Genomic DNA, 23024 nt, shown 5'->3' with positions numbered 1-23024 from the left:
GCGCCGTGCAGGGAGGCCTGCGGCCGTCATTTCCTGCACCAGCGAGGATAAAGCGAGGCAATCATGGACTTTGTGTTGAACGGAAAGGCGACACGCTTCGACGGCGACGGCGATACGCCGCTGCTGTGGGTGATTCGCGATGATGCCGGGCTGACCGGCACCAAGTATGGCTGCGGCATTGGCGCGTGCGGCGCCTGCACCGTGCATATCGACGGCCACGCACAGCGATCGTGCGTCGCGCCGGTGTCCAGCGTGGCGGGCCGCAGCGTGACAACGATCGAGGGTTTGTCGCCCGATCGCTCGTCGAAGGTGCAGCAAGCCTGGATCGCAAAGGACGTGCCGCAATGCGGCTACTGCCAGTCGGGCATGGTGATGGCGGTCAGCGCGCTGCTGAAGCAGAACCCGCACCCCACTGACAACGAGATCGACGCCGCAGTCAGCAACCTGTGCCGCTGCGCGACTTATCACCGCATCCGGGAGGCCGTTCATGCCGCAGCCAAGTGAGAGGTTGAGAAGCCCCGCGCGCCGCGGCTTCCTGAAGGGCAGTGCCGCGCTGGCCGGCGCGCTATGCATTCCGTTGCCGGCGCTGGCAAGCCGCACCGTCGACAGCGGCTCGCATGGCACGAACGAAATCACCGACTGGATCTGGATCGAACCCAGCGGCAAGATCACGCTCGGCCTGTCGCAATGCGAATGCGGGCAGGGTGTCTACACGGGCATGCCGCAGGTGCTTGCCGACGAGCTTGACGCAGACTGGCAGAACATCGAGGTCACGTTCGTCACCGGACGCGATGCGTACCGTACCGGCGCCGCGTATGAAGAGCCGCAGCAGTTCGTCGGCGCGTCGATGTCGGCCACGCTGTTCTACCAGCGGCTGCGCATTGCCGGTGCGCAGGCGCGTGAAGTGCTGATGATGACGGCGGCAAAGCGGCTGCAGGTGCGACCGGGCCAGTGCTACACGGACAAGGGGCGCGTCTATCACGGTGCAACCGGCCGATCGCTCGGCTACGGCGAACTGGCCGAGGAAGCATCGAAGCTGCCGCTCAACCCCACGCCGCGCCTCAAAAACGAAGCGGCTCACAAGCTGATCGGCAAGGAGCTGTTGCGCCTGGATACCCCGGCCAAGGTCGATGGATCGGCCCAGTTCGGTATCGACGTGAAGGTGCCGGACATGCTGTACGGCGCGCTGAAAATGCCGCCGACCGTCACCGGCAAGGTCACCGGCATCCGCAATGCCGATGCAGTCAAGGCGATGTCGGGCATCAAGGCCGTGGTGCAGGCGCCCGATGCGGCTATCGTCGTGGCCACCAGCTACTGGCTGGCGAAGAAGGGCGCCGACGCGCTGGAGATCGACGTCGATCCGGGTGCCGCGAAGACGCTCGACAGCGACAACATCATGGCCGCGCGCAAGGCCGCGCTCGGTGCGCAGGAAGCGGTAGTCGCCACGAAACTCGGTGAGCCGGATGCGGTGCTCGCGGCAGCCGGCAAGCTTGTCGAAGCCGACTATCACACGCCGTACATCGTGCACGCAACGATGGAGTCGGTGAACGCCACCGTGCACGTGCGCGACGATGCGATCGAGGTATGGGGGCCGATCCAGGGCCAGGACTTCGTACGCAATGCGCTGGCCAGGTTGTACAGCCGCAAGCCGGAAACGGTGATCGTGCACACCACGTTCCTTGGCGGCAGCTTCGGCCGCAAGTTCCTGCCAGACTTCGTCATTCATGCCGCGCGCGCGTCGGCTGCCGTCGGCAAGCCGGTCAAGGTGATTCGCTCGCGCGAGGACGACATCCGCCATGGCTTCTATCGCCCCGGCGTGTCGGGCCGCTTCCGCGCGGTGCTCGGCGACAAGGGCATGCCAGTGGCCATGCACGCGCGCCTGACGGGCCAGTCGCTCTACGGCGTGATCAAGGCCGAGCGCATGGCGAAGAACGGCGGCTGGGACGAGACGATGCTTGAGGCGATCTACGACTGCGTCTATCGCGTGCCAAACCTCAAGGTCGACATGATCGACGTGAAGCAGCCGATTCCGGTCAGTTTCATGCGCAGCGTGGGGTCCTCGTCGAGCATCTTCATGCTGGAGAGCTTCGTCAACGAGATGGCCGATGCGGCAGGCGTGGACCCATATCACTATCGCCGCGCGCTGCTGGCCCACAATCCGCTGGCGCTGCGCACGCTGGATGCCGCGGCGAAGGCGGCGAACTGGGATCGCAAGCCCGCCGCCAATGTCACGCGCGGGTTCACGTTCAACCTCTATACGGGCCGTGGCGAGGCGTTCCAGACCTATGTGGCGATGGCGCTGGAACTGGAGCGGGAGCGTGGGGGCAAGGCGTTTCGCGTGCGCCGCGTGGTGTGCGCGGTCGAGTGCGGCAGGTCGATCAATCCGAACCTGATCCGCGCGAATATCGAAGGCGGCATCGGCTTTGCACTGACCAACACGCTCAGGAGCGAAATCACGTTCAAGGGCGGCGTGGTGCAGCAGAGCAACTTCCACGACTATCCGCTGCTTCGGTTGGCGGAGATGCCGAAGGTGGAAGTGGTCATTGTCGATAGCGACCGCCCGCCGCAGGGCTGCGGCGAGGTGTCCCTCGGCCCCGTGGCACCTGCCGTGGCGCATGCGCTGTACCAGGCCACGAAGTCGCGGCGCCGGTCGATGCCGATTAAGCTGGAATCGTAAGCGGAATCGTGAGCGGAATCCGCCCGGGCGGCATTGCGTGCCGCCCGGGCGGTTGGAAGGTCGAGCAGTTCAGAGCAGGATCAGGCCGCGAACCCGCCGTCCACATTGAGGCTCGCGCCGGTCACGAAGCTCGATTCCGGGCCGGCCAGGTACGCCACCATGCTGGCGATCTCGTCGGGCTCGGCGTGACGTTGCAGTGCCATCAGGCCATGCAGCGACTTGGCGAAATCCGAGTCTTCCGGATTCATGTCCGTATTGACCGGGCCCGGCTGCACATTGTTGACGGTGATGCCCTTCGGTCCCAGGTCGCGCGCCATGCCTTGAACAAGCCCCTTCAGCGCGGACTTGCTCATGGCGTAGGCGGCGCCACCGGGGAACGGCATGCGGTCCGCATTGGTGCTGCCGATATTGATGATGCGGCCGCCTTCACCCATGTGAGGCAGCGCGGCCTTGGCTGCAACGAATACGGCGCGGACGTTCACGGCCAGCGTCTTGTCGAAGTCTTCCAGCGCGAACGTGTCGACCGGGCCGAGAAAAAGCACGCCGGCATTGTTCACGAGGATGTCGATCTTGCCGAAGTGGCTGGCCGCATCATCGATGGCACGCGCCACGGCGGCGGCATCGGCTGCGTCGGCCTGATAGGCCCGGGCGCGGCCACCCGCCGCCTGGATCGATTCGACCAGCGCTTGTGCCGGGGCGCCAGAGCTTTGATACGTAAAGGCCACTGCGGCGCCGTCGCGCGCCAGGCGGCGGACGATGGCGGCGCCGATGCCGCGCGATCCACCGGTGACGAAGGCAACTTTGCTGGAGAGGGCGTTCATGATCGTGTTCCTGTGTGGTTGGGAAGGTGAAATCAGTATGGTTCGGGCGATCTGCTACCGGTAGGAGCAAGTCCGTATCAACTTTTTCAACCAGTGGTATAAGCTTCCGCGCATGGAAGCGCTGAACCTGCTCGATTCGTTTATCCAGAGTGCCGAGACCGGCAGCTTTTCGGCTGCGGCGCGCCGGCTGGGCCTGACGCCAGCGGCTGTCAGCAAGAACGTGGCGCGGCTGGAGGATCATCTGGGCCTGCGGCTGTTCCAGCGCAGCACGCGGCGGCTGACGCTGACGATGGGCGGCGAGCAGTTCCTGAGCCAGGTGTCAGATCCGTTTTCGACGCTGCGCGACGCGTTCGCCAACGCGGCACAGGAAGACGGCAAGCCGGTCGGCGTGCTCAAGGTCACCATGGCCGTGGCGTTCGGGCGCGAATACCTGGTGCCGCTGCTTGGCGAGTTCCTCGAGCGCTATCCGGGCATCGTGCCTGACTGGCACTTCGAAAACCGCACCGTCGACCTGATCGCGGGTGGGTTCGATGCGGCCATTGGCGGCGGCATCGAACTGACGGAAGGCGTGGTTGCGCGCGAACTGGCGCGTACCTATGTGGTTGCCACGGCGTCGCCGGCCTACATGAAAGGCCGGGCCATGCCGCGCCATCCGGCCGATCTGGCCGGGTTCGATGGCATCGTGCGCCGTTCGGCTTCCACGGGACGTCTGCGAGTGTGGAATCTGCGCAATCAGATAGGCGAGCAGGCGCTGGCCGAAGTACGCACCCGCATGATCTTCGACGATCCCGAAGCGATGGCGCACGCCGCAACAAGCGGGTTGGGCGTTGCCCTGCTGCCAATGCCGCACGCGGCGCCATGGCTGGAGAGCGGTGCGCTGGTGCGTCTGCTGCCGGGCTGGTATGCCGACAACGGGCCGATCGTGCTCTACTATCCGAACCGCAAGCTGCTGCCGCAGAAGACGCGCGTGTTCATCGACTTCATTGCGGAATCGTTCCAGAAGAAGGGACTGGCGCACCGTTTCGACGGGCGCTGAGCTCAGAACCGTGTAGCACCTCATCCCGGAGGGCTGTATGGCAATGGCATTACGAAGAAGCTACCCGCTCCAGGCCTACGTCTGGGCGCTGTTTGGATCGCTGGTGCTGCTGGTCGGAGCGCTGACATGCGGCATCAACTACCTGATGACCAAGGCGGCGCTGGAGCGGGCGATGGCCGATACCACCGAGCGCATCAGCCGCGAGATGCTGGACAAGGCCGAGGAGATGGTGGTGCCTGCCCAGGCGGCAGTCACGCTGCTCAGCCACAGCTCCCTTGCCGATGCCGGAACGCTCGCGCAGCGGATGGCGCGCGTTGCCCTGGTGCGCGACGCACTGGGCGCATCGTCAGTCCTGCAGGCGCTTTACATGGGCTATGCCGATGGCAGCTTCTTCTACGTTCGAAAGGTCAGCGAGGATGTCGACCGCTCGATATTCCAGGCGCCGGCACGGACGGCCTATGTCATCCAGAGCATCGATCACGACGCGGGTGCGCCCAGGGGGCAATTGATCTTCCTCGATGACGACCTGAAGGAGATCAGCGCGCGTCCGGCCGAGGACTTTGCGCAACGGTTCGACCCCAGGAAGCGCCCCTGGTACATGGCGGCGATGCGGTCCGGCAAGCTGGTGCGGACCGAACCGTATCTGTTCTTCACCGAGCGCGAGGCCGGAGAGACCTTGGCAATCCCAACGCTCGCCAGGCACGCCGTGGCAGGTGCAGACTTCCGGCTGGACGCACTGGGGAAGGTGCTTGCCCGCGACAAGGCGACACCGGGGGCCGTGCTTACCCTGCTCGATGCCGCCGGTCAACTGATCGCCATTGACAGGGCGCCGCCCGATTCACTGTCCGCGCCCGACTCGCTGCAAACGGGGCTGCTGGGCAAGCCGGAGGACTATGGCCTGCCCGTTCTGACCGGGCTGGCGGCAAGGCTGGCGGCGAAAGGGGAGGCGGCGGCCGGTAACGCGCTAGTCACCGTGGACGGCAAGGCCTGGTACACCAGCATCGGGCGCCTGACGCCGGACATGAGCAATCCGCTCTACCTGGTGGCGGCGACACCGCAGGGCGAGTTGCTGCGGGATGCCGAGAAGCAGGCGGTGACGGGCATGGCCGCCACCGCGCTGGTGATCCTGCTTGCGCTGCCGGTGGTGTGGCTGCTGGCCCGCGCGGTGGCAAGGCCGCTGCGCCTCTTGACGACCGGGGCCGAGTCCATCGGCCGCTTCGACTTCGATCAGCCGTTCTTCGTCCGCTCGCCGATACGCGAGGTGAACCGGCTTGCGATCACGATGGACGAGATGCGGCACACAATCCAGCAACTGCTGACGATCATGCGGGCCGTCTCGGCCGAAAGCCGCATCGAACAGCTCTTGCCGCTGCTGCTGCGCAAGATGCTGAACACCGCAGAGGGGCAGGCGGGCGTGCTGTACCAACTGCATGACGACACCGTGCGCGCAGCCGTCGCGTTTGATGGACTGGGGCGTGACGTCGTCCAGGACATCGCGGCCACACCGTTACCGCAGGCGCTGTCGCTGATACGTTCCGCGATAGCCGAGAGCGCACCGCAGACGGGCTACGTGACAGCCGCCGACACCGCCCATGCCAACCTTGGCGTGCTGGCGTCGGTCGCACCATGCTACGTCGCGGCGATTCCGCTGATCAATCATCGGCAGGAATGTCTTGGCGTGGTGCTGGTGATGCGCGACACGCCGCTGCAGGCGGCTCAACTCGCCTTTGTCAATACACTGGCCGGCCTTTCCGCCGGCGCGCTTGAAATCCGCGAGCTGACTGCCGCCCAGCGCGACCTGTTCGATGCGTTCATCCGCCTGCTGGCCGATGCGATCGACGCCAAGAGCCCCCATACCGGCGGTCACTGCGCGCGCGTGCCGGTGCTGACCAAGATGCTTGCCAGCGCCGCCTGCAACGCAACGCATGGGCCCTACCAGTCGTTCCAGCTTACCGAGCAGCAATGGGAAGAGCTTCACGTGGCCGCGTGGCTGCATGACTGCGGCAAGGTCACCACGCCCGAGTACGTGATCGACAAGGCGACCAAGCTGGAGACGCTGTACGACAGGATTCACGAAGTGCGCATGCGTTTCGAAGTGCTCAAGCGCGACGCGGAGATCGCGTGCCTGCGCGCGATAGCCGCGGGAGAGCCCGAAGCCGCCGCGCACGCGCGGCGCGATGTCGAGCTGGAGCAGCTTGATGATGACTTCGCCTTCGTTGCCGCGTGCAACCTCGGCAACGAGTCCATGGCGCCAGAGGACATGCAGCGTCTGCAGCGCATCGCCGCGCGCACATGGACCAGGACGCTCGACGACCGCATCGGCATCTCGCAAGAGGAACTGGAACGCAAGCGCCGCGTGCCCGCCAGCGCCTTGCCGGTGCAGGAGCCGCTGCTGGCCGACCGTCCCGATCACCGGATCGCACGTGGCCCGCATGATGTCATCGCGCCGGACAATCCATGGGGCTTCAAGCGCAAGGTGCCGCAATACCTGTATGACCGTGGCGAATTGCACAACCTGACGATCTCGCGCGGCACGCTGACCGAGGAGGAGCGGTTCAAGATCGAGGACCATATCGTGCAGACGCAGATCATGCTGTCGCGCCTGCCGTTCCCCAAGCACCTGCGCAATGTGCCGGAAATCGCCGGTGGGCATCACGAGAAGATGGATGGCACTGGCTATCCGCGCGGCCTGACGCGCAACCAGATGAGTCCGCTTGCCAGGATGATGGCGATTGCCGATATCTTCGAGGCGCTGACCGCGGCCGACCGGCCGTACAAGAAGGCCAAGACGCTGTCCGAGTCGATCCGCATCATGGCCCGGCTCAAGGCCCAGCAGCATATCGACGGCGAGTTGTTCGACCTGTTCCTGACGTCCGGTGTTTATCGCGAATACGCGGCGCGCTACCTGGACCCGGAGCAGATCGACGAGGTGGTGCCGGAAGACTACGTCGGCGCCGCCTGAGTGGCGGCGTCCGCCTTCCAGCCGCCGCCAAGCGCCCGGAACAGGCCTACGCTGGCGGCAAGCTGGCGACGATGCACGGCTTCCAGCGCGCGCGCGTTGGCCAGCGTGGTGGCCTCGATCACGTTGACGTCGAGATAGCCAACGGCGCCCTTGCGGTAGCGCTCGGTGGCATGGTCCAGCGCGTGCTGCGATGCCGCGACGGCTGATTGCTGGCTTGCTGCCTCGTCCTGCAGGCCGTGGATTGCCGCGTAATTGTCCTCCACGTCCTGCACGGCCTTGAGCACCACCTCGCGATAGTCGGCGGCGCTGGCGTCGAACTGCGCGTGGGCGCTGTCCACGCCCGCCTGCCGCTTGCCGCCATCGAAGATCGTGGCCGCCAGCGCGGGGCCGATGGCCCAGAAGCGGCTCGGCGCGGTCAGCAGATCGGCAATGCCGGAACTCTCCAGCCCGCCGGTCAGGTTCAGCATCAGGCTGGGAAAGAACGCGGCCCGCGCTACGCCGATCTGCGCGTTGGCGGCGGCCACGCGGCGCTCGGCAGCGGCGATGTCCGGGCGGCGCTCAAGCAGTTCGGACGGCACCGCGGCGGGCGGCGCAGGCAGCCGTGCGGCTTCGCTGTCGACGGCCGGCGGCAGCGCGAACGTGCTGGCAGGCTCGCCCACGAGCGTGGCCAGCGCATGCAGCAACTGGGCACGGGACAGCCGCAGGTCCGCAAGCTGCGCGCGCGTGCTGTCCAACTGCGCCTGGGCCTGTGCCACGTCGCCTTCCGCAGCGATGCCGCCGCGATAGCGGTTAGTCACAAGCTGCAGCACAGAGGCGTACGCATCGACGGTGCGCTGGACCAGACCGGTTTCGCGATCAAGCGAGCGAATGCCGAAATAGTCGACGGCGACTTCGGCCTGCAGGCTCAGCCGCACCGCTGCCACGTCGTCCGCGCTGGCCTGTACGCGGGCCTGTGCGGCATCCACGCTGTTGCCGATACGGCCAAACAGATCGGGCTCCCACGATGCAGCAAGGCCAAGCAGGTAGTCCTGTGTGGTCTTGCCGGCCAGCGATTTGCCGACCACATTGGCCGATGTATGAAAGTTGGTGGCGGCGGCACCGGCGCCAACCGTCGGGAAGTACGCCGCATGCGCTGCAGCGGCCTGTGCACGCGCATCGTGCAACAGTGCCACGGCGCGGCGCAACGTCTGGTTCGTGACGTCGACACGGCCGACCAATGCGTCGAGCTGCGGGTCGCCATAGGCGTGCCACCAGTCCGGCGTCACGGCGACCGTAGACGGCGAGCCTTCGCGATAGGCCGCAGGCATGTCGATAGGCGGCGGCTGGTAGACGGGCGCCAGCGAGCATCCGGCCAACGTCAGCGCTGCCAGCGCTGTCAGTGTGGCCAGCAGGCCTGCGGCAAGCGGCTTCTTGATGGTGCTCATGCGCCCGCTCCCTGCGCCGCAACCACGCGCACGGCGGTGCCGGCCACGAGCCCGTCGCCGGGATTGGTGACCACCGCATCGCCAGCATCGACGCCGCTCAGCACCTCCACATGCGAGCCAAAGTCGCGGCCCAGCGCAATGCGCTTGATCGCAAGCTTCCCGTCCGCGCCGACCACGGCCACGCTGGGGCCCTGCGGCCGGAACAGTAGCGTGCTGGCGGGCAGGTCTAGCCCGGCGTGCGCGCTGTCGGCGTCCAGATGGACCTCCGCATAGGCGCCGGGCAGGATATGTCCGCCGCTGCTGTCCACATCAAGCTCGACGCGCAGCGTGCGCGTTACGGGGTCGATGGCGCCTGCCGTGCGCGTCACCGTGGCCGGATAGCGTTGCCCCGGCGACTGCGGCAAGGTCAGCCACGCCTGCGTGCCCGGGGCCACCTTCGCGCTCACGTCCTGCGGCACCTGCGCATAGACGCGCAGGCGGTTGCCGGCTGACAGGTGGAACAACTCGCGGCCTTGCGTGGTGCCGCTGCCCGCATCGACGAGCGCACCCGCATCGACATTGCGTGCGGTGATCACGCCATCGAACGGTGCGCGGATCTGTGTGTACGAGGCCATCTGCGCGAGGCGCGAGGTGTTCGACCGGGCCGCGGCCAGCAACGCCGCCTTGGCCCGCATGTCCGCCACCTTCTGGTCGGTCTCCTGCTGTGCGACGGAGTTGGTGGCCTGCAGATCCTGCCAGCGATCGGCAGTGCTCTTTGCCAGCGCGTAATTGGCAGCGGCCGTGGCTTCATCGGCGCGTGCCTGGCGCAACTGGTCGGCCAGTTCGGGGGCATCGATCTCGGCCAGCAACTGCCCCGCTTTGACCGTGGCGCCAATGTCGAAGTACCAGCGCCGCAGATAGCCATTGACGCGTGAATGGATGGCCGCATCCTGATAGGCGCGCACATCGCCGGGCAGCGCGATGTCGTGCACGGCTGCTGCCGGGCGAGGATGCACCACGCTGACAATCGGGCTCATGGCGTCGGCGGTACGCTGTTGCAGCGCCTCGCGGCCCTGCAGGCGCGGGACGATGCCGGCCGTCAGCGCGGCCGCCACGACGACACCCGTTGTCAGCAGAACGAGCCTGCGTGGCTTGTGTGGTTTGTGGTGAGGCCGCGTGCGGGTCGTGGTGTCGATGCCGGGATCGAGATCGGCTTGGGTCATGCCAGACCTTCCTGATGCGTGGATGGTGTGTCGAAGGACGTGCCCCGGCTGGCGCGCGACGCCATCCAGCCGTGCAGCACACTGAAGAAAACCGGGACCAGTACCAGCGTGGCGACCGTACCGAAGCCCAGTCCGCCGATCACGGTGCGGCCGAGCGGGGCGTTTTGCGCGCCTGCGCTGCCCGCGCCTAGCGCCATCGGCACCATGCCGAACAGCATGGCCAGCGCGGTCATCAGCACCGGACGGAAGCGGCCGAAGCCAGCTTCGTATGCGGCCGCAACAGGCGACGCGCCTTCTGCCAGCACTTCGCGTGCGCGGCTGACCACAAGGATGCTGTTGGCGGTGGAGATGCCCACGCACATGATGGCGCCCGTCAGCGCCGGCACGCTGATCGTGGTGTGGGTGGCAAACAGCAGCCATGCCATGCCCGAAAGCGCCACGGGCAATGCGCCGACGATGGCGAGCGGGTCCAGCCATGACTGGAAGTTCACCACCATCAGCAGGTAGACCAGGACGATCGCAGCGGCCAGGCCGGTGATCAGGCCAGTGAACGACGCATGCATGGTCTGCACCTGTCCGCGCACCACGATCTCCGAGCCGCGCGGCAGGTCCTTGCGGACGCCGTCCACGATGCGCTGGATATCGCCGGCCACCGCGCCAAGGTCGCGTCCGCGCACTGACCCGAACAGGTCGAGAACCGGCTGCACGTTGTAGTGCGACACCACGCCCTGCTGGCTGGAACGGGCCACGCTGCCGAACTGGCCAAGCTGGCCCGCGCCGCCCTGCGCGGACGTTTGCGCGCCCAGGCCAAGCGGAATGTTCGACAGCGTCTGCAGCGAGTCCATCGCATACTGGGGCACAGACACCATCAGCGGATAGCTCACGCCGTTCTTCGGATTGAGCCAGAAATTCGGCGACGTCTGGCCGCTGCCGGACAGCGCAACCAGCAGGTTCTGTGCAACGTCACGTTGTGACATCCCGGCCTGCATGGCGCGCGTACGGTCGACGTTCACGGTCAGGGCCGGCTGGTCGTCGGGCTGCTGCAGGTGCAGGTCGGTCAGGCCTGGTACTGCAGCGAGTTCGCGCAGCAGCCGGTTGGCCACCGCACGATTGCCGTTGAGATCGTTGCCGACGATCTGCACGTCGATCGGCGCGGGCAGGCCGAAGTTCAGGATCTGGCTGACCATGTCCGCGGGCAAGAACGAAAAGCTCACGCCGGGAAACGCCTTGGGCAGCGTGGCATCCAGCCGGTCTACCAGTGCCGATGAGCTGCCCGCATCGGGCTTCAGCGATACCAGTATCTCCGCGTCGCCAGTGCCAATCGGCAGCGCGGAATCGTAGGTCAGGTTGATGCCGCTGACCGGCAGGCCGATGTTGTCGACAATGCCGGCCACGTTGGCAGGGCCGATCACGCGGCGAATCTCCGCCTCCACCTGATCGGCCACGCGCGCGGTTTCCTCGATCCGCGTGCCCGTGCGTGCGCGCATGTGAATGCGTATCTCGCCGCTGTCGATGGTGGGGAAGAAGTCCTGACCCAGGAAAGGCACCAGCGCGAGCGACGCCACGCAGGCGATGGCGAAGATCGCCATGGTCCGGCGCGGCGAGGCCAGCGCGGCAGACAGCACGGCAGCGTAGGCGTTGCGAACTTGCTCGAAGCGATGCTCGAAGCCGGCGTGAACGCTGGCGAACCAGCGACCGGCGCGGCCATGTCCCTTGCGCTCGCCGCGCAGCAGATAGTGCGCCAGCGTGGGGATCAACGTGCGAGACAGGAAATAGGACGCCAGCATGGCAAACACCACGGCCTCGGCCATCGGCACGAACAGGTAGCGCGCCACGCCGCTCAACAGGAACATCGGCAGGAACACGATGCAGATGCAGAGCGTGGATACCAGTGTTGGCAGTGCGATCTGTGCCGAACCATCGAGAATTGCCTGCTCCAGCGGCTTGCCGGATTCACGATGATGGGTGATGTTCTCGATGGCCACGGTGGCATCGTCCACCAGCACCCCAACCGCCAGCGCCAGGCCGCCGAGCGTCATGATGTTGAGCGTCTCGCCCAGAGCGGACAGCGCGATCAGCGCGGCCAGCACCGATAGCGGGATCGTGATGGCGATGATCAGCGTCGATCGCCAGCTTCCCAGGAACAGCAGGATCATCGTGGCGGTCAGGCAGGCTGCAATCAGCGCTTCGTGCAGCACGCCGTCGATGGCCGATGTCACGAACACCGATTGGTCCGAGATCGGCTGTACGTGCAGCGAACTGGGCAGGCCCGCCGTCACCTGCGGCAGCAGCGCCTTGATCTGGGCGATGATCGACAGCGTCGAGGCATTGCCGCTCTTCTCGATTTCCAGCAGCGCGGCGCGCTTGCCGTCGCGGCGCACGACGTTGGTCTGCGGGGCGTATCCGTCGCGCACCTGCGCTACGTCGCGCACGTAGACCGTGCCGTCCGGCCCACTGCGTATCGGCAGGTCGTTGAGCGCGGCCACGGTCTTTGTGCTGCCGTTCAGGTCCACACGGTATTCCAGCGCGCCGATCTTGGCGGTGCCGCCCGGCAGCGTCAGGTTCTGCGCGTTGATCGCGTTGACCACGTCGATCGGCGCCAGCCCGCGCGCCTGCAGCGCCGGCACATTGAGATCGACCATGATCTGGCGCACCTTGCCGCCATACGGCAGCGGAATCGAGGCGCCCTGCACCGTGGCCAGCTGCGTGCGGATAAAGCTGTTGCCAAGGTCATATAGTTCCTGCTCGGGCAGCTTGTCGCTGCCTAGCGCCAGCCGCAGGATCGGCACGGTCGAGGCGTTATAGCTCAGCACCAGTGGCGGCGTGGTGCCGGGCGGCATCATCCGCAGCATGGACTGCGCGCCCGACGAGGTCTGGGCAATCGCGCGATTGATGTCGGCGCCGGGGTGAAAGAACACCTTGATGACGGCCACGCCGGCCAGCGATTGCGACTCGATGTGCTCGATATCGTCGACGCTGTTGGTCAGCGACCGCTCGTAGCCGGTGACGATGCGCTGCGCCATGTCCTGGGCCGACAGCCCGTTGTAGGTCCAGACGATACTGACCACCGGGATATCGATCGACGGAAAGATATCGGTGGGCGTGCGCAGGACGGCCACCGGGCCGCCAAGCAGCAACAGTATCGCCAGGACGATGAAGGTATAGGGCCGCCGCAGGGCGAGCCTGACAATCCACATGCTTTTCTCCCCGGACGCGCGCCGACGCACGTCCTCTGATGCATTGCATGGCGGGATTCTAAAAAGCCACCCCCGTGTCCAACGGGGACAAAATGATTACAGTGTTGTCATCCAATGTGCCGTGGCCGGCAGCTATCATCCGGACACGGACGCCCGGGGTGGCGTGCGGTGGCGGGGGACTGGACCATGAAGATTCTGGTGATCGAAGACGAGCCCAAGACGGGCGAATACCTGCGCCGCGGTCTGACCGAGTCGGCCTTCGTGGTGGATCTCGCCGTGACCGGCAAAGAGGGGCTGCATCAGGCCATCGAGCAGGACTACGACCTGGTTATTCTCGACGTCATGCTGCCGGCCATGAATGGCTGGGACGTGATGAAGCAGTTGCGCGAACGCAAGGACACGCCGGTGCTGTTCCTGACGGCGCGCGACGAGGTGGAAGACCGCGTGCGCGGCCTGGAACTTGGCGGCGACGATTACCTGGTCAAGCCGTTTGCATTCGTGGAGCTGCTGGCGCGCGTGCGCACACTGCTGCGGCGTGGCCCGGTGCGCGAGGCCGAGCATATCGAGATCGAGGATATGGAGATCGACCTGATCCGTCATCGCGTCGTGCGGGCGGGCCAGCGCATCGATCTGACCCCGCGCGAGTTTGCGCTTCTGCATTTCCTGGCAAGGCGCCACGGCGAGGTGCTGAGCCGCACGCAGATTGCCTCCCATGTCTGGGACATGAACTTCGATAGCGACACCAACGTCGTCGACGTAGCCATCCGCCGCCTGCGCGCCAAGATGGACGACCGCTTCGCGCCGAAGCTGATCCACAGCGTGCGCGGCATTGGGTACGTGCTGGAGAGCCGGCAATCGTGATCCGCAGCAAGTCCCTGACCGCGCGCCTTGCACTGGCCTTTGCGCTGATCGCCGGCTGCGCGTTCGCGGGGGTCGGCCTGTATCTCTATCGGGCCCTGGCGATGCAGATTGTCGAGCGTGACGACGCCGAGTTGCTGCGCAAGGCGGCGCGGGCCCGCAGCGAACTGATGGAGCTTGCCGCGTTGCCCCCCACGGGCCGTGCCGGTGAAGACCATTGGCAAGATATTCGCGGCGTGGTGATGGGCAATGACGAGTTCGGGCTGCGCGTGCGCACCGCCGAAGGCGCGCTGCTTGCCAGCGCGGGCGCCGATCCGGGGACGATACCCGCGCTTGTACCACTGGCACCTGCCGCATCGCTCGATACGTCGGTCATCAGTGCGTGGAGCAAGGGCCCCGATGCCGTCCCTGTACACGGCCTGGCCATGCTCGCGCGAATTGGTGCTGGGCCAGCGACGGCGCATATCGAGCTCTATCAGGTGGCGGCGTCGCGCGTGGCGCTGCTGCGCGCGTATCGCGTAAAGCTGATCGTGGCCGCCTGCCTTGGCGCGCTCGGTGCGGGCCTGCTTGGCTACGCGGCATTGCATGCCGGCATGGCGCCGCTGCGGCGCATTGCGGCGGGCACGCAGACCGTGACCTTCACGAGCGGCGCGCTGCCGGTGGACCCCGCCAGGCTGCCCGCCGAACTCCACGAGCTGGCGCTGGCGCTGCAGGCAATGATCGACCGTTTGCGCGAGCGTTATGAACGGCTGTCGCAGTTTTCGGCCGACCTTGCGCATGATTTCCGCACGCCGATCGGCAACCTGCTTGGACAGACGCAGGTTGCGCTGTCTAGCGAGCGATCGGTGGACGAGTACCAGGCGCTGCTGGCCTCCAACGTGGAAGAGTACGAGCGCCTGTCGCGCATGATCGAGAACATGCTGTTCCTGGCCCGCGCGGACAATGCGCGCGTGGCGCTGCATGTTGCGGAGCTCGACCTGCACGATGAACTGTCACGCCAGGCCGACTATTTCGAGTTGCTGGCCGATGCGCGCGGGATTGCCATCCACGTTTCAGCCAGTGGCAAGGTCAGGGCCGATGCAACGCTGCTGCGCCGCGCGGTGGGCAATCTGCTTTCCAATGCGGTGCGCTATGCGCCCGAGGGCGCCGTGATCGAGTTGTCCGGCCGGCAGGTTGCGGAGGCCGCCGAGATCGCGGTGTCGAACCCGGGGCCCGGCATCGCGGCCGAACTGCTGCCGCGCCTGTTCGACCGCTTCTTCCGGGGCGACCCCGCACGCGCGAACTCCGGGGAGTCATCTGGCATTGGCCTGGCCATCGTCAAGACGATCATGGACCTGCACCATGGCTCGGTGCAGGTGGAATCGGTGCCGGGGCAGCGGACTACGTTCCGGCTGCGGTTCTCGGGCAGGGCGGTGGCGGGATAGGCCACGGCCGATATCTCCGGCGGCATCGTCTATGCTCAGAAGGTTTCCCGGGGTTTCCGGGTTTCCGGGGTAGTCGAGTCAGGAGGGCCTGGCAAATGAGCAGCGAAAGAATCGAGATTCCCGGCAGCCAGGGCGGCCAGCTTTCAGGCCGACTGGAACTGCCGGATGGCCCGGTGCGCGCCAGCGCGCTGTTCGCCCACTGCTTCACATGCGGCAAGGACAGCCTGGCCGCCACACGCATTGCCCGCGCGCTGAACGCGCACGGCATCGCCGTGCTGCGTTTCGACTTCACCGGTATCGGGGCCAGCGAGGGGGACTTCGCCAGCACCAACTTTTCCTCCAATCTTGCGGACCTCGTGGCGGTGGCCGCGTACATGCGCTCTCGCGGCATGGCGCCCATGCTGCTGATCGGACACAGCCTTGGCGGTGCGGCCGTGCTTGGCATGGCCCGGCAGGTGCCGGAGGTGCGCGCGGTGGTGACAATCGCCGCGCCAAGCGATCCGCGCCATGTGCTGGGTCTGCTGGGCGATGACGTGGAGCGAATCCGGGCGGAGGGCGAACTTGACGTGAAGCTTGCCGGCCGGCCATTCCGCATGACGCGCCAGTTTGTGGACGATGTCTCGGACCATTCACTGAGCCATGAGATCGCCAATCTGAACCGGCCGCTGCTGGTGCTGCAATCGCCCACCGACGATACGGTCGGGGTGGAGAATGGCCTGGCGATTTTTGGCGCCGCAGCGCAGCCCAAGAGCTACGTCGCGCTCGAAGGCGCCGATCATCTGCTGCAGAATCGCGTGGCTGCCGCCTATGCGGCGGAGATGATCGCTGCGTGGTCGCAGCACTATCTGCCGGTGCAGGAGGAGGCCGAAGCGGCGCCATCGCTCGATCCCGGTGTGGTGGAGGTGCAGGAGCGTCACAAGGGCCGCTATCAGCAAACCATTCGCGTCGGCCAGCATGAACTGGTTGGCGATGAGCCCACATCGGTCGGCGGCGATGATGCCGGTCCGAACCCCTACGAGTTCCTGCTGGCGGCGCTCGGCGCGTGCACGTCGATGACATTGCGCATGTATGCCGAACGTAAGGCGCTGCCGCTGGAGCACGTGTCCGTACAGCTTCGCCATGAAAAGGTCCACGCCAGGGATTGCGCGGACTGCGAGGACAAGGGCGCCCTGATCGACCGGATGGAACGCAGGATCAGCCTGGGCGGACCGCTCTCCGCCGAGCAGCGCGAGGCACTGCTGGCCATTGCGAACAAGTGCCCGGTGCATCGCACGCTGGAATCGGCGGTTCGCATTGACACATCAGCGGTGTGAGGCGACGGGTTTCAAAACGCGGCTGCGTGCGGTGTCGAAGGCCTCGCCTTCTTCCACCAGCCATGCTTCCACCTCTGCCACTTGCGTGGTCGGACCGTGCGGGCAGATGAAGCGATAGGACGCCTCGCTGCGCGCGTGGATGCCCCAGAGATCGATCAACCGGCCAGATTCGATGGCTTCGAGAATCAGGGCAGTACGCCCGATCGCCACGCCCTGTCCGGCCAGTGCGGCATTGAGCGCCAGTTGCGAAAGATTGAAGCGCTGGCCCTCGGCCGTGTCCGGCAGGCTCACGCCGGCGTGGCGCAGCCAGCAGTTCCATTCGTCGAATTCTCCCGCGCCGTCCCACGGGCTCACGTCGTGGAGCAGCATGCTGGCGCGCAGGCCGCCGGGGGTGTGCAGCTCCGGGTGCGCCGCCAGATAAGCGGGGCTGGCCACGGGAATCAGCCATTCTTCAAGGAACACCCGCGCCTTCAGGTCCTGATAACCGCCGGGGTCGAAACGCACGGCGGCCTCGGTGCCATCCCGCAGCATGCGCGAGCGGTCGAGTGCGTGGAACTCGCCGTACACGCGCAGACCGATGTCGGGGTGCTGCTGGAAGAAGTTGCCAAGCCGGGGCGTTAGCCAGACCATCGCGAACGACGGCGAGCAGGAGAGCGCGATCGGGTGCCGGTCGCGGGGCTTGCGCAACTGCGTCAGCGTGCCTTCGATGGCCTGGAATGACTCGCGCAGGACAAAGCGCAACCGTTCGCCTTCCGGTGTCAGCACCAGCGCACGCGGCGTGCGCAGGAACAGGGGGCGGCCGAGCCATTGCTCGAGTTGCTTGACCTGTTGGCTGACCGCACCCTGCGTGACGCAAAGTTCCGCTGCCGCCTGGGTGAAGCTGCAATGACGCGCCGCTGCCTCAAAACAGCGCAGCCAGCCCAATAGTGATGCGGAAAGCGTGTTTGCCATTAGTCAGACTAATACGTGGATCAGTACAAATCGTTTGTCACAGCCCGGCAACACGACAAGAATTGACCCATCCCAATCGATGCCTGGCGCAGCATGATCTCCGATTCCACCGTTACTTCCTCAGCGGCTTCCTCATTTTCAGCACTGCTGCACGACCTTCGGGCCGCAGGGCCGGTGCTCTGGATCAATCCGCAGCGCAGTGGGGAGGCAGCCGTTCAGACCGTCGTGGATGGTCGCGGCATTAGTCTAGCTGATGTGGAGGCGGCGCAGGCGCGCTTCGTGCGCTTTGCGCCGCTGCTGGCGAAGCTGTTTCCGGAGCTTGCCGCAAGCGGCGGCGCCATCGAGTCGCCGCTGGTGGCGGCGCCGGGCATGCAGCGTGCGCTCGGGATGCCGCCCGGGGCGGGCAGCCTGTGGATCAAGTGCGATCACAGCCTGCCAGTGGCCGGATCGATCAAGGCGCGTGGCGGCATCCACGAAGTCCTGGAGTTTGCGGAGTCGCTGGCGCTGGAACATGGTCTGGTGACGCCTGATGGCGACTATGGCGACTATGCCGCGCTGGCCGATGCGCCGGCGCGTGCGCTGTTCGGCCGCTATCAGGTAGCGGTGGGTTCCACTGGCAATCTGGGATTGAGCATCGGTGTGATGGCATCGGCGCTGGGATTTCGCGCCGCCGTGCACATGTCGGCGGATGCCAAGGCGTGGAAGAAGGCCAGGCTGCGGGCGCGCGGCGTGGAGGTGGTGGAGCACGCGGGCGACTATGCGTCGGCGGTGGATGCGGGGCGCCGCGACGCCGCGGCCGATCCGTACTGCTATTTCGTCGATGACGAACGATCGTTGTCGCTGATGCTTGGCTACAGCGCTGCTGCACCGCATCTGAAAGCGCAGTTCGCCGCAGCGGGTGTGAGCGTGGATGCGGAACATCCACTGTTTGTCTACGTGCCGTGCGGGGTGGGCGGCGCCCCTGCAGGGATCGCCTTTGGATTGCGGCAGTACTACGGGCCGCACGTCCACACATTCTTTGTCGAGCCGACCCAGTCACCGTGCTTCCTGGTCGAGATGCTGTCCCCGGGCGCTTCGGTCTATGACTTCGGTCTGACCAACCGTACCGAGGCCGATGGCCTGGCAGTGCCGCAGGCATCCGAGTTGGCCGCCGAGGCGATGCGTCTGCTGCTGAGCGGCGTTTGCACCGTGCTGGACGATACGCTGTTCCTCGACCTGCACCGCCTGCGTGAGTCGGAGGGTTTGCAGATCGAGCCATCCGCTGCCGCGGGCTTCAGCGGCCCCGGCATGCTGATGCGCACCGACGCGGGCCGCGCGTACCTGAAGCAGCACGGACTCGAAGGCGTCATGCCCCGCGCGACGCACCTGGTCTGGACCACGGGTGGCCTGTTCGTCCCGCCCGACGAGTACGCCCGTTTTGCCGAACGTGGCGCGGCGCTTGCCGCGACCGTCTGATTTGATCGATTGCATCGTACGGAGCTTCACCATGACTTGTTCGTTTTTCAGGTTCGCCCGGGTTGGACTGGCATGCGGTCTCGCGCTCGGCGGCAGTGCGGCGATGGCGGATACCTTTCCGTCCAAGCCGATCCAGCTTGTGATCCCGTTCCCGCCGGGCGGCGCCACCGATGTCATCGGGCGCCTGGTCGGCAAGAAGCTCGGCGACAAACTCGGCCAGACCGTGGTGATAGACAATCGTCCGGGGGCAGGCACGATCGTTGGCGCCAGCTACGTCGCCAAGGCCACGCCGGATGGATACACGCTGCTGGCCAGCTCCGGCACCACGTTCACGGTCAATCCGGCGATTCACGCCAAGCTGCCGTACGATCCCGTCAAGAGCTTCGAGCCGATTGGCTTTACTGCCCGCACGGGCCTGATCCTGCTGGCCAACAAGGATGTGCCGGTCAACAACCTCAAGCAGTTCGTGGCCGCCATGCGGGCGGCGCCCGGCAAGTACTCGTACGGATCGTTCGGCACGGGCACCACGGCGCAGTTCGCGGGGGAAATGCTGTTCAATCTCGCGGGTGTCAAGCTGCTGCACGTGCCATACAAGGGCAGTTCACCGGCAATGACCGACCTGATCGGCGGACAGATTCCGTTCTCGATCGACACGGTGGCGGCGGCGATTCCACAGGTGAAAGCCGGCAAGGTCAAGGCGATAGCGGTAACCACGGCGAAGCGCTCGATGCTGTTGCCCGATGTGCCGACTGCAGCAGAATCCGGCTTCCCCGGCATCGATGCGGACACCTGGCTTGCCGTGGTGGCGCCGCGCGGCCTGCCGGCCGACGTCAGGCAGAAGCTTGAACGCGCACTGGCTGACGTGATGGCCGATCCCGACACGCGCAAGCAGTTGCTGGCCGCCGGGTTCGAGCCGCTCGACGGCAACGGGGCTGCGGTTGCCGCGCAGATTGCCAAAGAACTGCCGCTGATGCGCGCCACGGCGCAGCGCGCCAACATCACGGCCGAATGATCGGGGGATCGATATATGGATGCCAAGGCAGCATTGGTTGCGCACTCGGCGGTGGAACTGCGCCGCATGATCGGCAGCAAGGAGATATCGCCGGTTGAACTGCTCGACGCGTGCATCGCGCGGATTGAGCGCGTCAACCCGTTCCTGAACGCGATAACTGCCACATGTTTCGAACGGGCGCGCGATGAAGCACGGGCCGCCGAACGCGCCGTGCTCGATGGCAGGCCGCTTGGCCTGCTGCACGGCTTGCCGCTCGGCGTAAAGGACCTGGAAGCCACGGCAGGCCTGCTGACGACTTATGGTTCGCCGCTGTACCGCGACAATGTGCCGGCCGAAGACAACGTGCTGGTGGCGCGCCTGCGCGCGGCCGGCGCGATCGTGGCGGGCAAGACCAATATTCCCGAAATGGGCGCCGGGGCGAATTCACGCAATGCCGTGTGGGGCGCCACGGGCAATCCGTTCGATCCCAATCTCAATGCGGGCGGGTCTTCGGGCGGCTCCGCGGCAGCGCTGGCGGCGGATCTGCTGCCGGTCTGTACCGGCTCCGATACCGGCGGTTCGTTACGCATTCCGGCCGCCAAGTGCGGCGTGGTGGGATTTCGTCCGTCACCCGGCGTGGTGCCAAGTTCGCGCAAGCTGCTTGGCTGGACGCCGATCTCGGTGGTCGGGCCGATGGGCCGCACCGTGGCCGACGCCTGCCTGCAACTGGCAGCCTCGGCAGGGGTGTCCGCCGGAGATCCGCTGACCTATCCGCTCGATCCGCTATCGTTCCTGACGCCGCTGCCCGTGGACCTGGGCAGCCTGCGGGTTTGCTACACCGAGGACTTCGGCTGCTGCGACGTTGACGACGGTATCCGCGACACGTTCCGCAAGAAGATCGCGGCGATGCGCCACCTGTTCCGCAGTTGCGACGAGATGCGGATCGACCTGGGCGATGTGCACCGCTGCTTCGACGTACTGCGCGCGGAGAGCTTCGTCGCGGGTATGCGCGAGGCTTACGAGCGCGATCCGTCGCAGCTTGGGCCGAACACGCGTGCCAATTACGAGATGGGTGCGCGCATGTCACTGCTGGACAGCGCGTGGGCGCAGGCCGAGCAGACCCGCATCCTGCAGCGCTTCCAGCAGATTTACCGCGACTACGACGTGATCCTTTCGCCAACCACGCCGGTGTCGCCGTTCCCGTGGACATCGCTGTACGCGGAGTCGATCAACGGCGTGAGGCAGGAGAACTACTATCGCTGGCTGTCGCTGACCTACGTCGTGACGCTGACCACGCATCCGGCGCTGTCGCTGCCGTGCGGGCGCGACCATGCCAACATGCCGTTCGGATTGCAGATCGTCGGCGGGTTCCGCAAGGACCATGAAACGCTCGGCGTGGCGCATGCGATGGAGCAGGCGTTTGCGGCAATCCCGGCGTTGCGCCGGCCGCTGCCCGATCTGGACGCGCTGAAGCCGGCCGAACCGGCCCTGACATCGATCGTGACGGCACCACCCGTGCTGGACGCGAAGGTGAAGTCTGGCGGCGAGGCTTCCGCGGTTTAGGGGTACAAGCCGGATAGAGGCTATATTCCTGCAGCCGGTCAATTCCATTGAGTGGAATTGACCGGCTGCATCAGGCCAGCCTTCGGCCTACTCTGCTGTCAGCGTCATCACAACACTGACAGGAGACACCCGTGGCTACCCTTACATCCCGGGCGACGCGATGGCTGGCGGCATTCGCCATCCCTTGCGCCGTACTTGCTTCGATTTCCCCATCAGATGCGCATGCGGCTTATCCCGACAAGCCGATCCGCATCGTCGTGCCATTCTCGCCGGGTGGCGGTACCGACCTGATCGCGCGGGCGATGGGCATGGCAATGGCCCAGGACCTCGGCCAGCCCGTGGTGATCGACAACCGCCCGGGCGCCGGCACGATCATCGGCACCGACAACGTGGCCAAGAGCGCGCCGGACGGCTACACGCTCGTGATGGCGACGTTCGCACACGCGGTGAATCCCAGCCTGCAGCCAAAACTGCCCTATGAGACCGACAAGGCCTTCGCGCCTGTGGTGCTCGTCGGGCGCTCGCCCAACGTGCTGGTGGTGCGGGCCAACAGCCCATACAAGTCCGTTCAGGATGTGATTCATGCGGCGAAGGCCAGGCCGGGCCAAATCTCGTTCGCGTCGCAAGGCCCCGGCACATCGGCGCATCTGGCCGGTGAGTTGTTCAAGAGCCTGGCCGGGGTCGATCTCAATCACATTCCCTACAAGGGCGCCGGGCCCGCCATCACCGACCTGCTCGGCGGACAGGTGGACCTGATGTTCGCCACGGCGTCGGCCGTCGGCAACCTGCTTGAATCCGGCAAGCTGCGCGCGCTCGGCGTGACCACCGCACAACGCTCGACGAGCGCCGACCTGGCCAAGGTGCCAACCATCGCGGAAAGCGGCGTGCCGGGCTATGTGGCCGAGAGCTGGTACGCGTTGTTCGTGCCGGCCGGCACGCCGGCGCCGGTGATCGCGCGGCTGAATGCCGCTGCGAAGAAAGCCGTGACCGCCGAGGCATTTCGCAAGCGGGCCGAATCGGAGGGGCTGATCGTCAGCCCCGGCTCGCCCGAAGAGCTTGGCCGCTACGTGCGTGGCGAGGAAGCGCGCTGGGGCAAGGTCGTCAAGGACGCAAAGATCACCCTGAACTGAACATCATCGCATCACCGATA

Annotated in this window: 16 protein-coding genes; 11 read left to right on the top strand and 5 right to left on the bottom strand. The window is 66.1% G+C overall.

The window, feature by feature from the left end:
* The first annotated feature begins 63 nt into the window (after nucleotides 1-63).
* Both B552_RS0101410 and B552_RS0101405 read left to right on the top strand, forming a co-directional pair.
* Entirely contained in the window at nucleotides 64-504 is a 441-nt protein-coding gene (locus B552_RS0101410; protein WP_019447206.1) for a (2Fe-2S)-binding protein, read from the top strand.
* A complete protein-coding gene (locus B552_RS0101405) occupies nucleotides 488-2677 on the top strand; it encodes a molybdopterin cofactor-binding domain-containing protein (RefSeq protein WP_026035185.1) in 2190 nt (729 codons plus the stop codon). Before B552_RS0101410 ends, B552_RS0101405 begins: the two co-directional genes overlap by 17 nt.
* An 80-nt stretch (nucleotides 2678-2757) precedes the next feature.
* Here B552_RS0101405 and B552_RS0101400 read toward each other — a convergent pair whose 3' ends face one another.
* Nucleotides 2758-3498 (bottom strand): SDR family oxidoreductase, encoded by a 741-nt coding sequence (locus B552_RS0101400; protein WP_019447204.1) that lies wholly within the window; start codon nucleotides 3496-3498, stop codon nucleotides 2758-2760.
* A gap of 112 nt (nucleotides 3499-3610) precedes the next feature.
* Between B552_RS0101400 and B552_RS0101395 the strand changes: the two genes are divergently transcribed.
* Together B552_RS0101395 and B552_RS0101390 are read left to right on the top strand one after the other, a co-directional pair.
* Nucleotides 3611-4534: a LysR family transcriptional regulator gene (locus B552_RS0101395; RefSeq protein ID WP_019447203.1), complete on the top strand. Its 924-nt coding sequence runs from the start codon at nucleotides 3611-3613 to the stop codon at nucleotides 4532-4534.
* Between the two features lie 43 nt (nucleotides 4535-4577).
* On the top strand, nucleotides 4578-7496 hold the full coding sequence (locus B552_RS0101390) for an HD domain-containing phosphohydrolase (protein WP_237718139.1): 2919 nt from the start codon (nucleotides 4578-4580) through the stop codon (nucleotides 7494-7496).
* Here B552_RS0101390 and B552_RS0101385 read toward each other — a convergent pair.
* The 3 genes from B552_RS0101385 to B552_RS0101375 are packed head-to-tail and all read right to left on the bottom strand — an operon-like array spanning nucleotide 7478 to nucleotide 13319.
* Nucleotides 7478-8920, bottom strand: a complete 1443-nt coding sequence (locus B552_RS0101385; protein ID WP_019447201.1) for an efflux transporter outer membrane subunit — start codon at nucleotides 8918-8920, stop codon at nucleotides 7478-7480. The genes B552_RS0101390 and B552_RS0101385 overlap by 19 nt on opposite strands.
* Nucleotides 8917-10122, bottom strand: a complete 1206-nt coding sequence (locus tag B552_RS0101380) for an efflux RND transporter periplasmic adaptor subunit (RefSeq protein WP_019447200.1) — start codon at nucleotides 10120-10122, stop codon at nucleotides 8917-8919. The genes B552_RS0101385 and B552_RS0101380 overlap by 4 nt, the downstream gene beginning before the upstream one ends.
* Nucleotides 10119-13319, bottom strand: a complete 3201-nt coding sequence (locus B552_RS0101375; RefSeq protein ID WP_019447199.1) for an efflux RND transporter permease subunit — start codon at nucleotides 13317-13319, stop codon at nucleotides 10119-10121. The genes B552_RS0101380 and B552_RS0101375 overlap by 4 nt, the downstream gene beginning before the upstream one ends.
* 186 nt (nucleotides 13320-13505) lie before the next feature.
* On the opposite strand from B552_RS0101375, the gene B552_RS0101370 reads away from it, so the two are divergent.
* The 3 genes from B552_RS0101370 to B552_RS0101360 all read left to right on the top strand — a co-directional run bounded on the left by B552_RS0101370 (nucleotide 13506) and on the right by B552_RS0101360 (nucleotide 16914).
* Nucleotides 13506-14180 (top strand): heavy metal response regulator transcription factor, encoded by a 675-nt coding sequence (locus B552_RS0101370; protein WP_019447198.1) that lies wholly within the window; start codon nucleotides 13506-13508, stop codon nucleotides 14178-14180.
* On the top strand, nucleotides 14177-15601 hold the full coding sequence (locus B552_RS0101365; protein ID WP_019447197.1) for a heavy metal sensor histidine kinase: 1425 nt from the start codon (nucleotides 14177-14179) through the stop codon (nucleotides 15599-15601). The genes B552_RS0101370 and B552_RS0101365 overlap by 4 nt, the downstream gene beginning before the upstream one ends.
* A 95-nt stretch (nucleotides 15602-15696) precedes the next feature.
* Nucleotides 15697-16914 (top strand): alpha/beta fold hydrolase, encoded by a 1218-nt coding sequence (locus B552_RS0101360; RefSeq protein ID WP_019447196.1) that lies wholly within the window; start codon nucleotides 15697-15699, stop codon nucleotides 16912-16914.
* Here the strand turns inward: B552_RS0101360 and B552_RS0101355 are convergent.
* A complete protein-coding gene (locus tag B552_RS0101355; protein WP_026035183.1) occupies nucleotides 16903-17865 on the bottom strand; it encodes a LysR family transcriptional regulator in 963 nt (320 codons plus the stop codon). The genes B552_RS0101360 and B552_RS0101355 overlap by 12 nt on opposite strands.
* Before the next feature lie 93 nt (nucleotides 17866-17958).
* Here B552_RS0101355 and B552_RS0101350 point away from each other — a divergent pair, with 93 nt between their 5' ends.
* The 4 genes from B552_RS0101350 to B552_RS0101335 all read left to right on the top strand — a co-directional run bounded on the left by B552_RS0101350 (nucleotide 17959) and on the right by B552_RS0101335 (nucleotide 23004).
* Nucleotides 17959-19320, top strand: coding sequence for a D-serine ammonia-lyase (locus tag B552_RS0101350; protein WP_083860202.1), 1362 nt, complete (start codon nucleotides 17959-17961; stop codon nucleotides 19318-19320).
* A 103-nt stretch (nucleotides 19321-19423) separates the two neighbouring features.
* Nucleotides 19424-20332, top strand: coding sequence for a tripartite tricarboxylate transporter substrate binding protein (locus B552_RS0101345; protein ID WP_019447193.1), 909 nt, complete (start codon nucleotides 19424-19426; stop codon nucleotides 20330-20332).
* A gap of 15 nt (nucleotides 20333-20347) precedes the next feature.
* Entirely contained in the window at nucleotides 20348-21874 is a 1527-nt protein-coding gene (locus tag B552_RS0101340; protein ID WP_019447192.1) for an amidase family protein, read from the top strand.
* Nucleotides 21875-22038: 164 nt separating this feature from the next.
* Complete coding sequence (locus B552_RS0101335) at nucleotides 22039-23004, top strand: tripartite tricarboxylate transporter substrate binding protein (RefSeq protein ID WP_026035181.1); 966 nt, start codon at nucleotides 22039-22041, stop codon at nucleotides 23002-23004.
* Nucleotides 23005-23024: the final 20 nt, after the last annotated feature.

The sequence above is a fragment of the Cupriavidus sp. BIS7 genome (assembly GCF_000292345.1).
GTDB lineage: Bacteria > Pseudomonadota > Gammaproteobacteria > Burkholderiales > Burkholderiaceae > Cupriavidus.
This window is presented reverse-complemented; position numbering and strand designations above follow the sequence as displayed.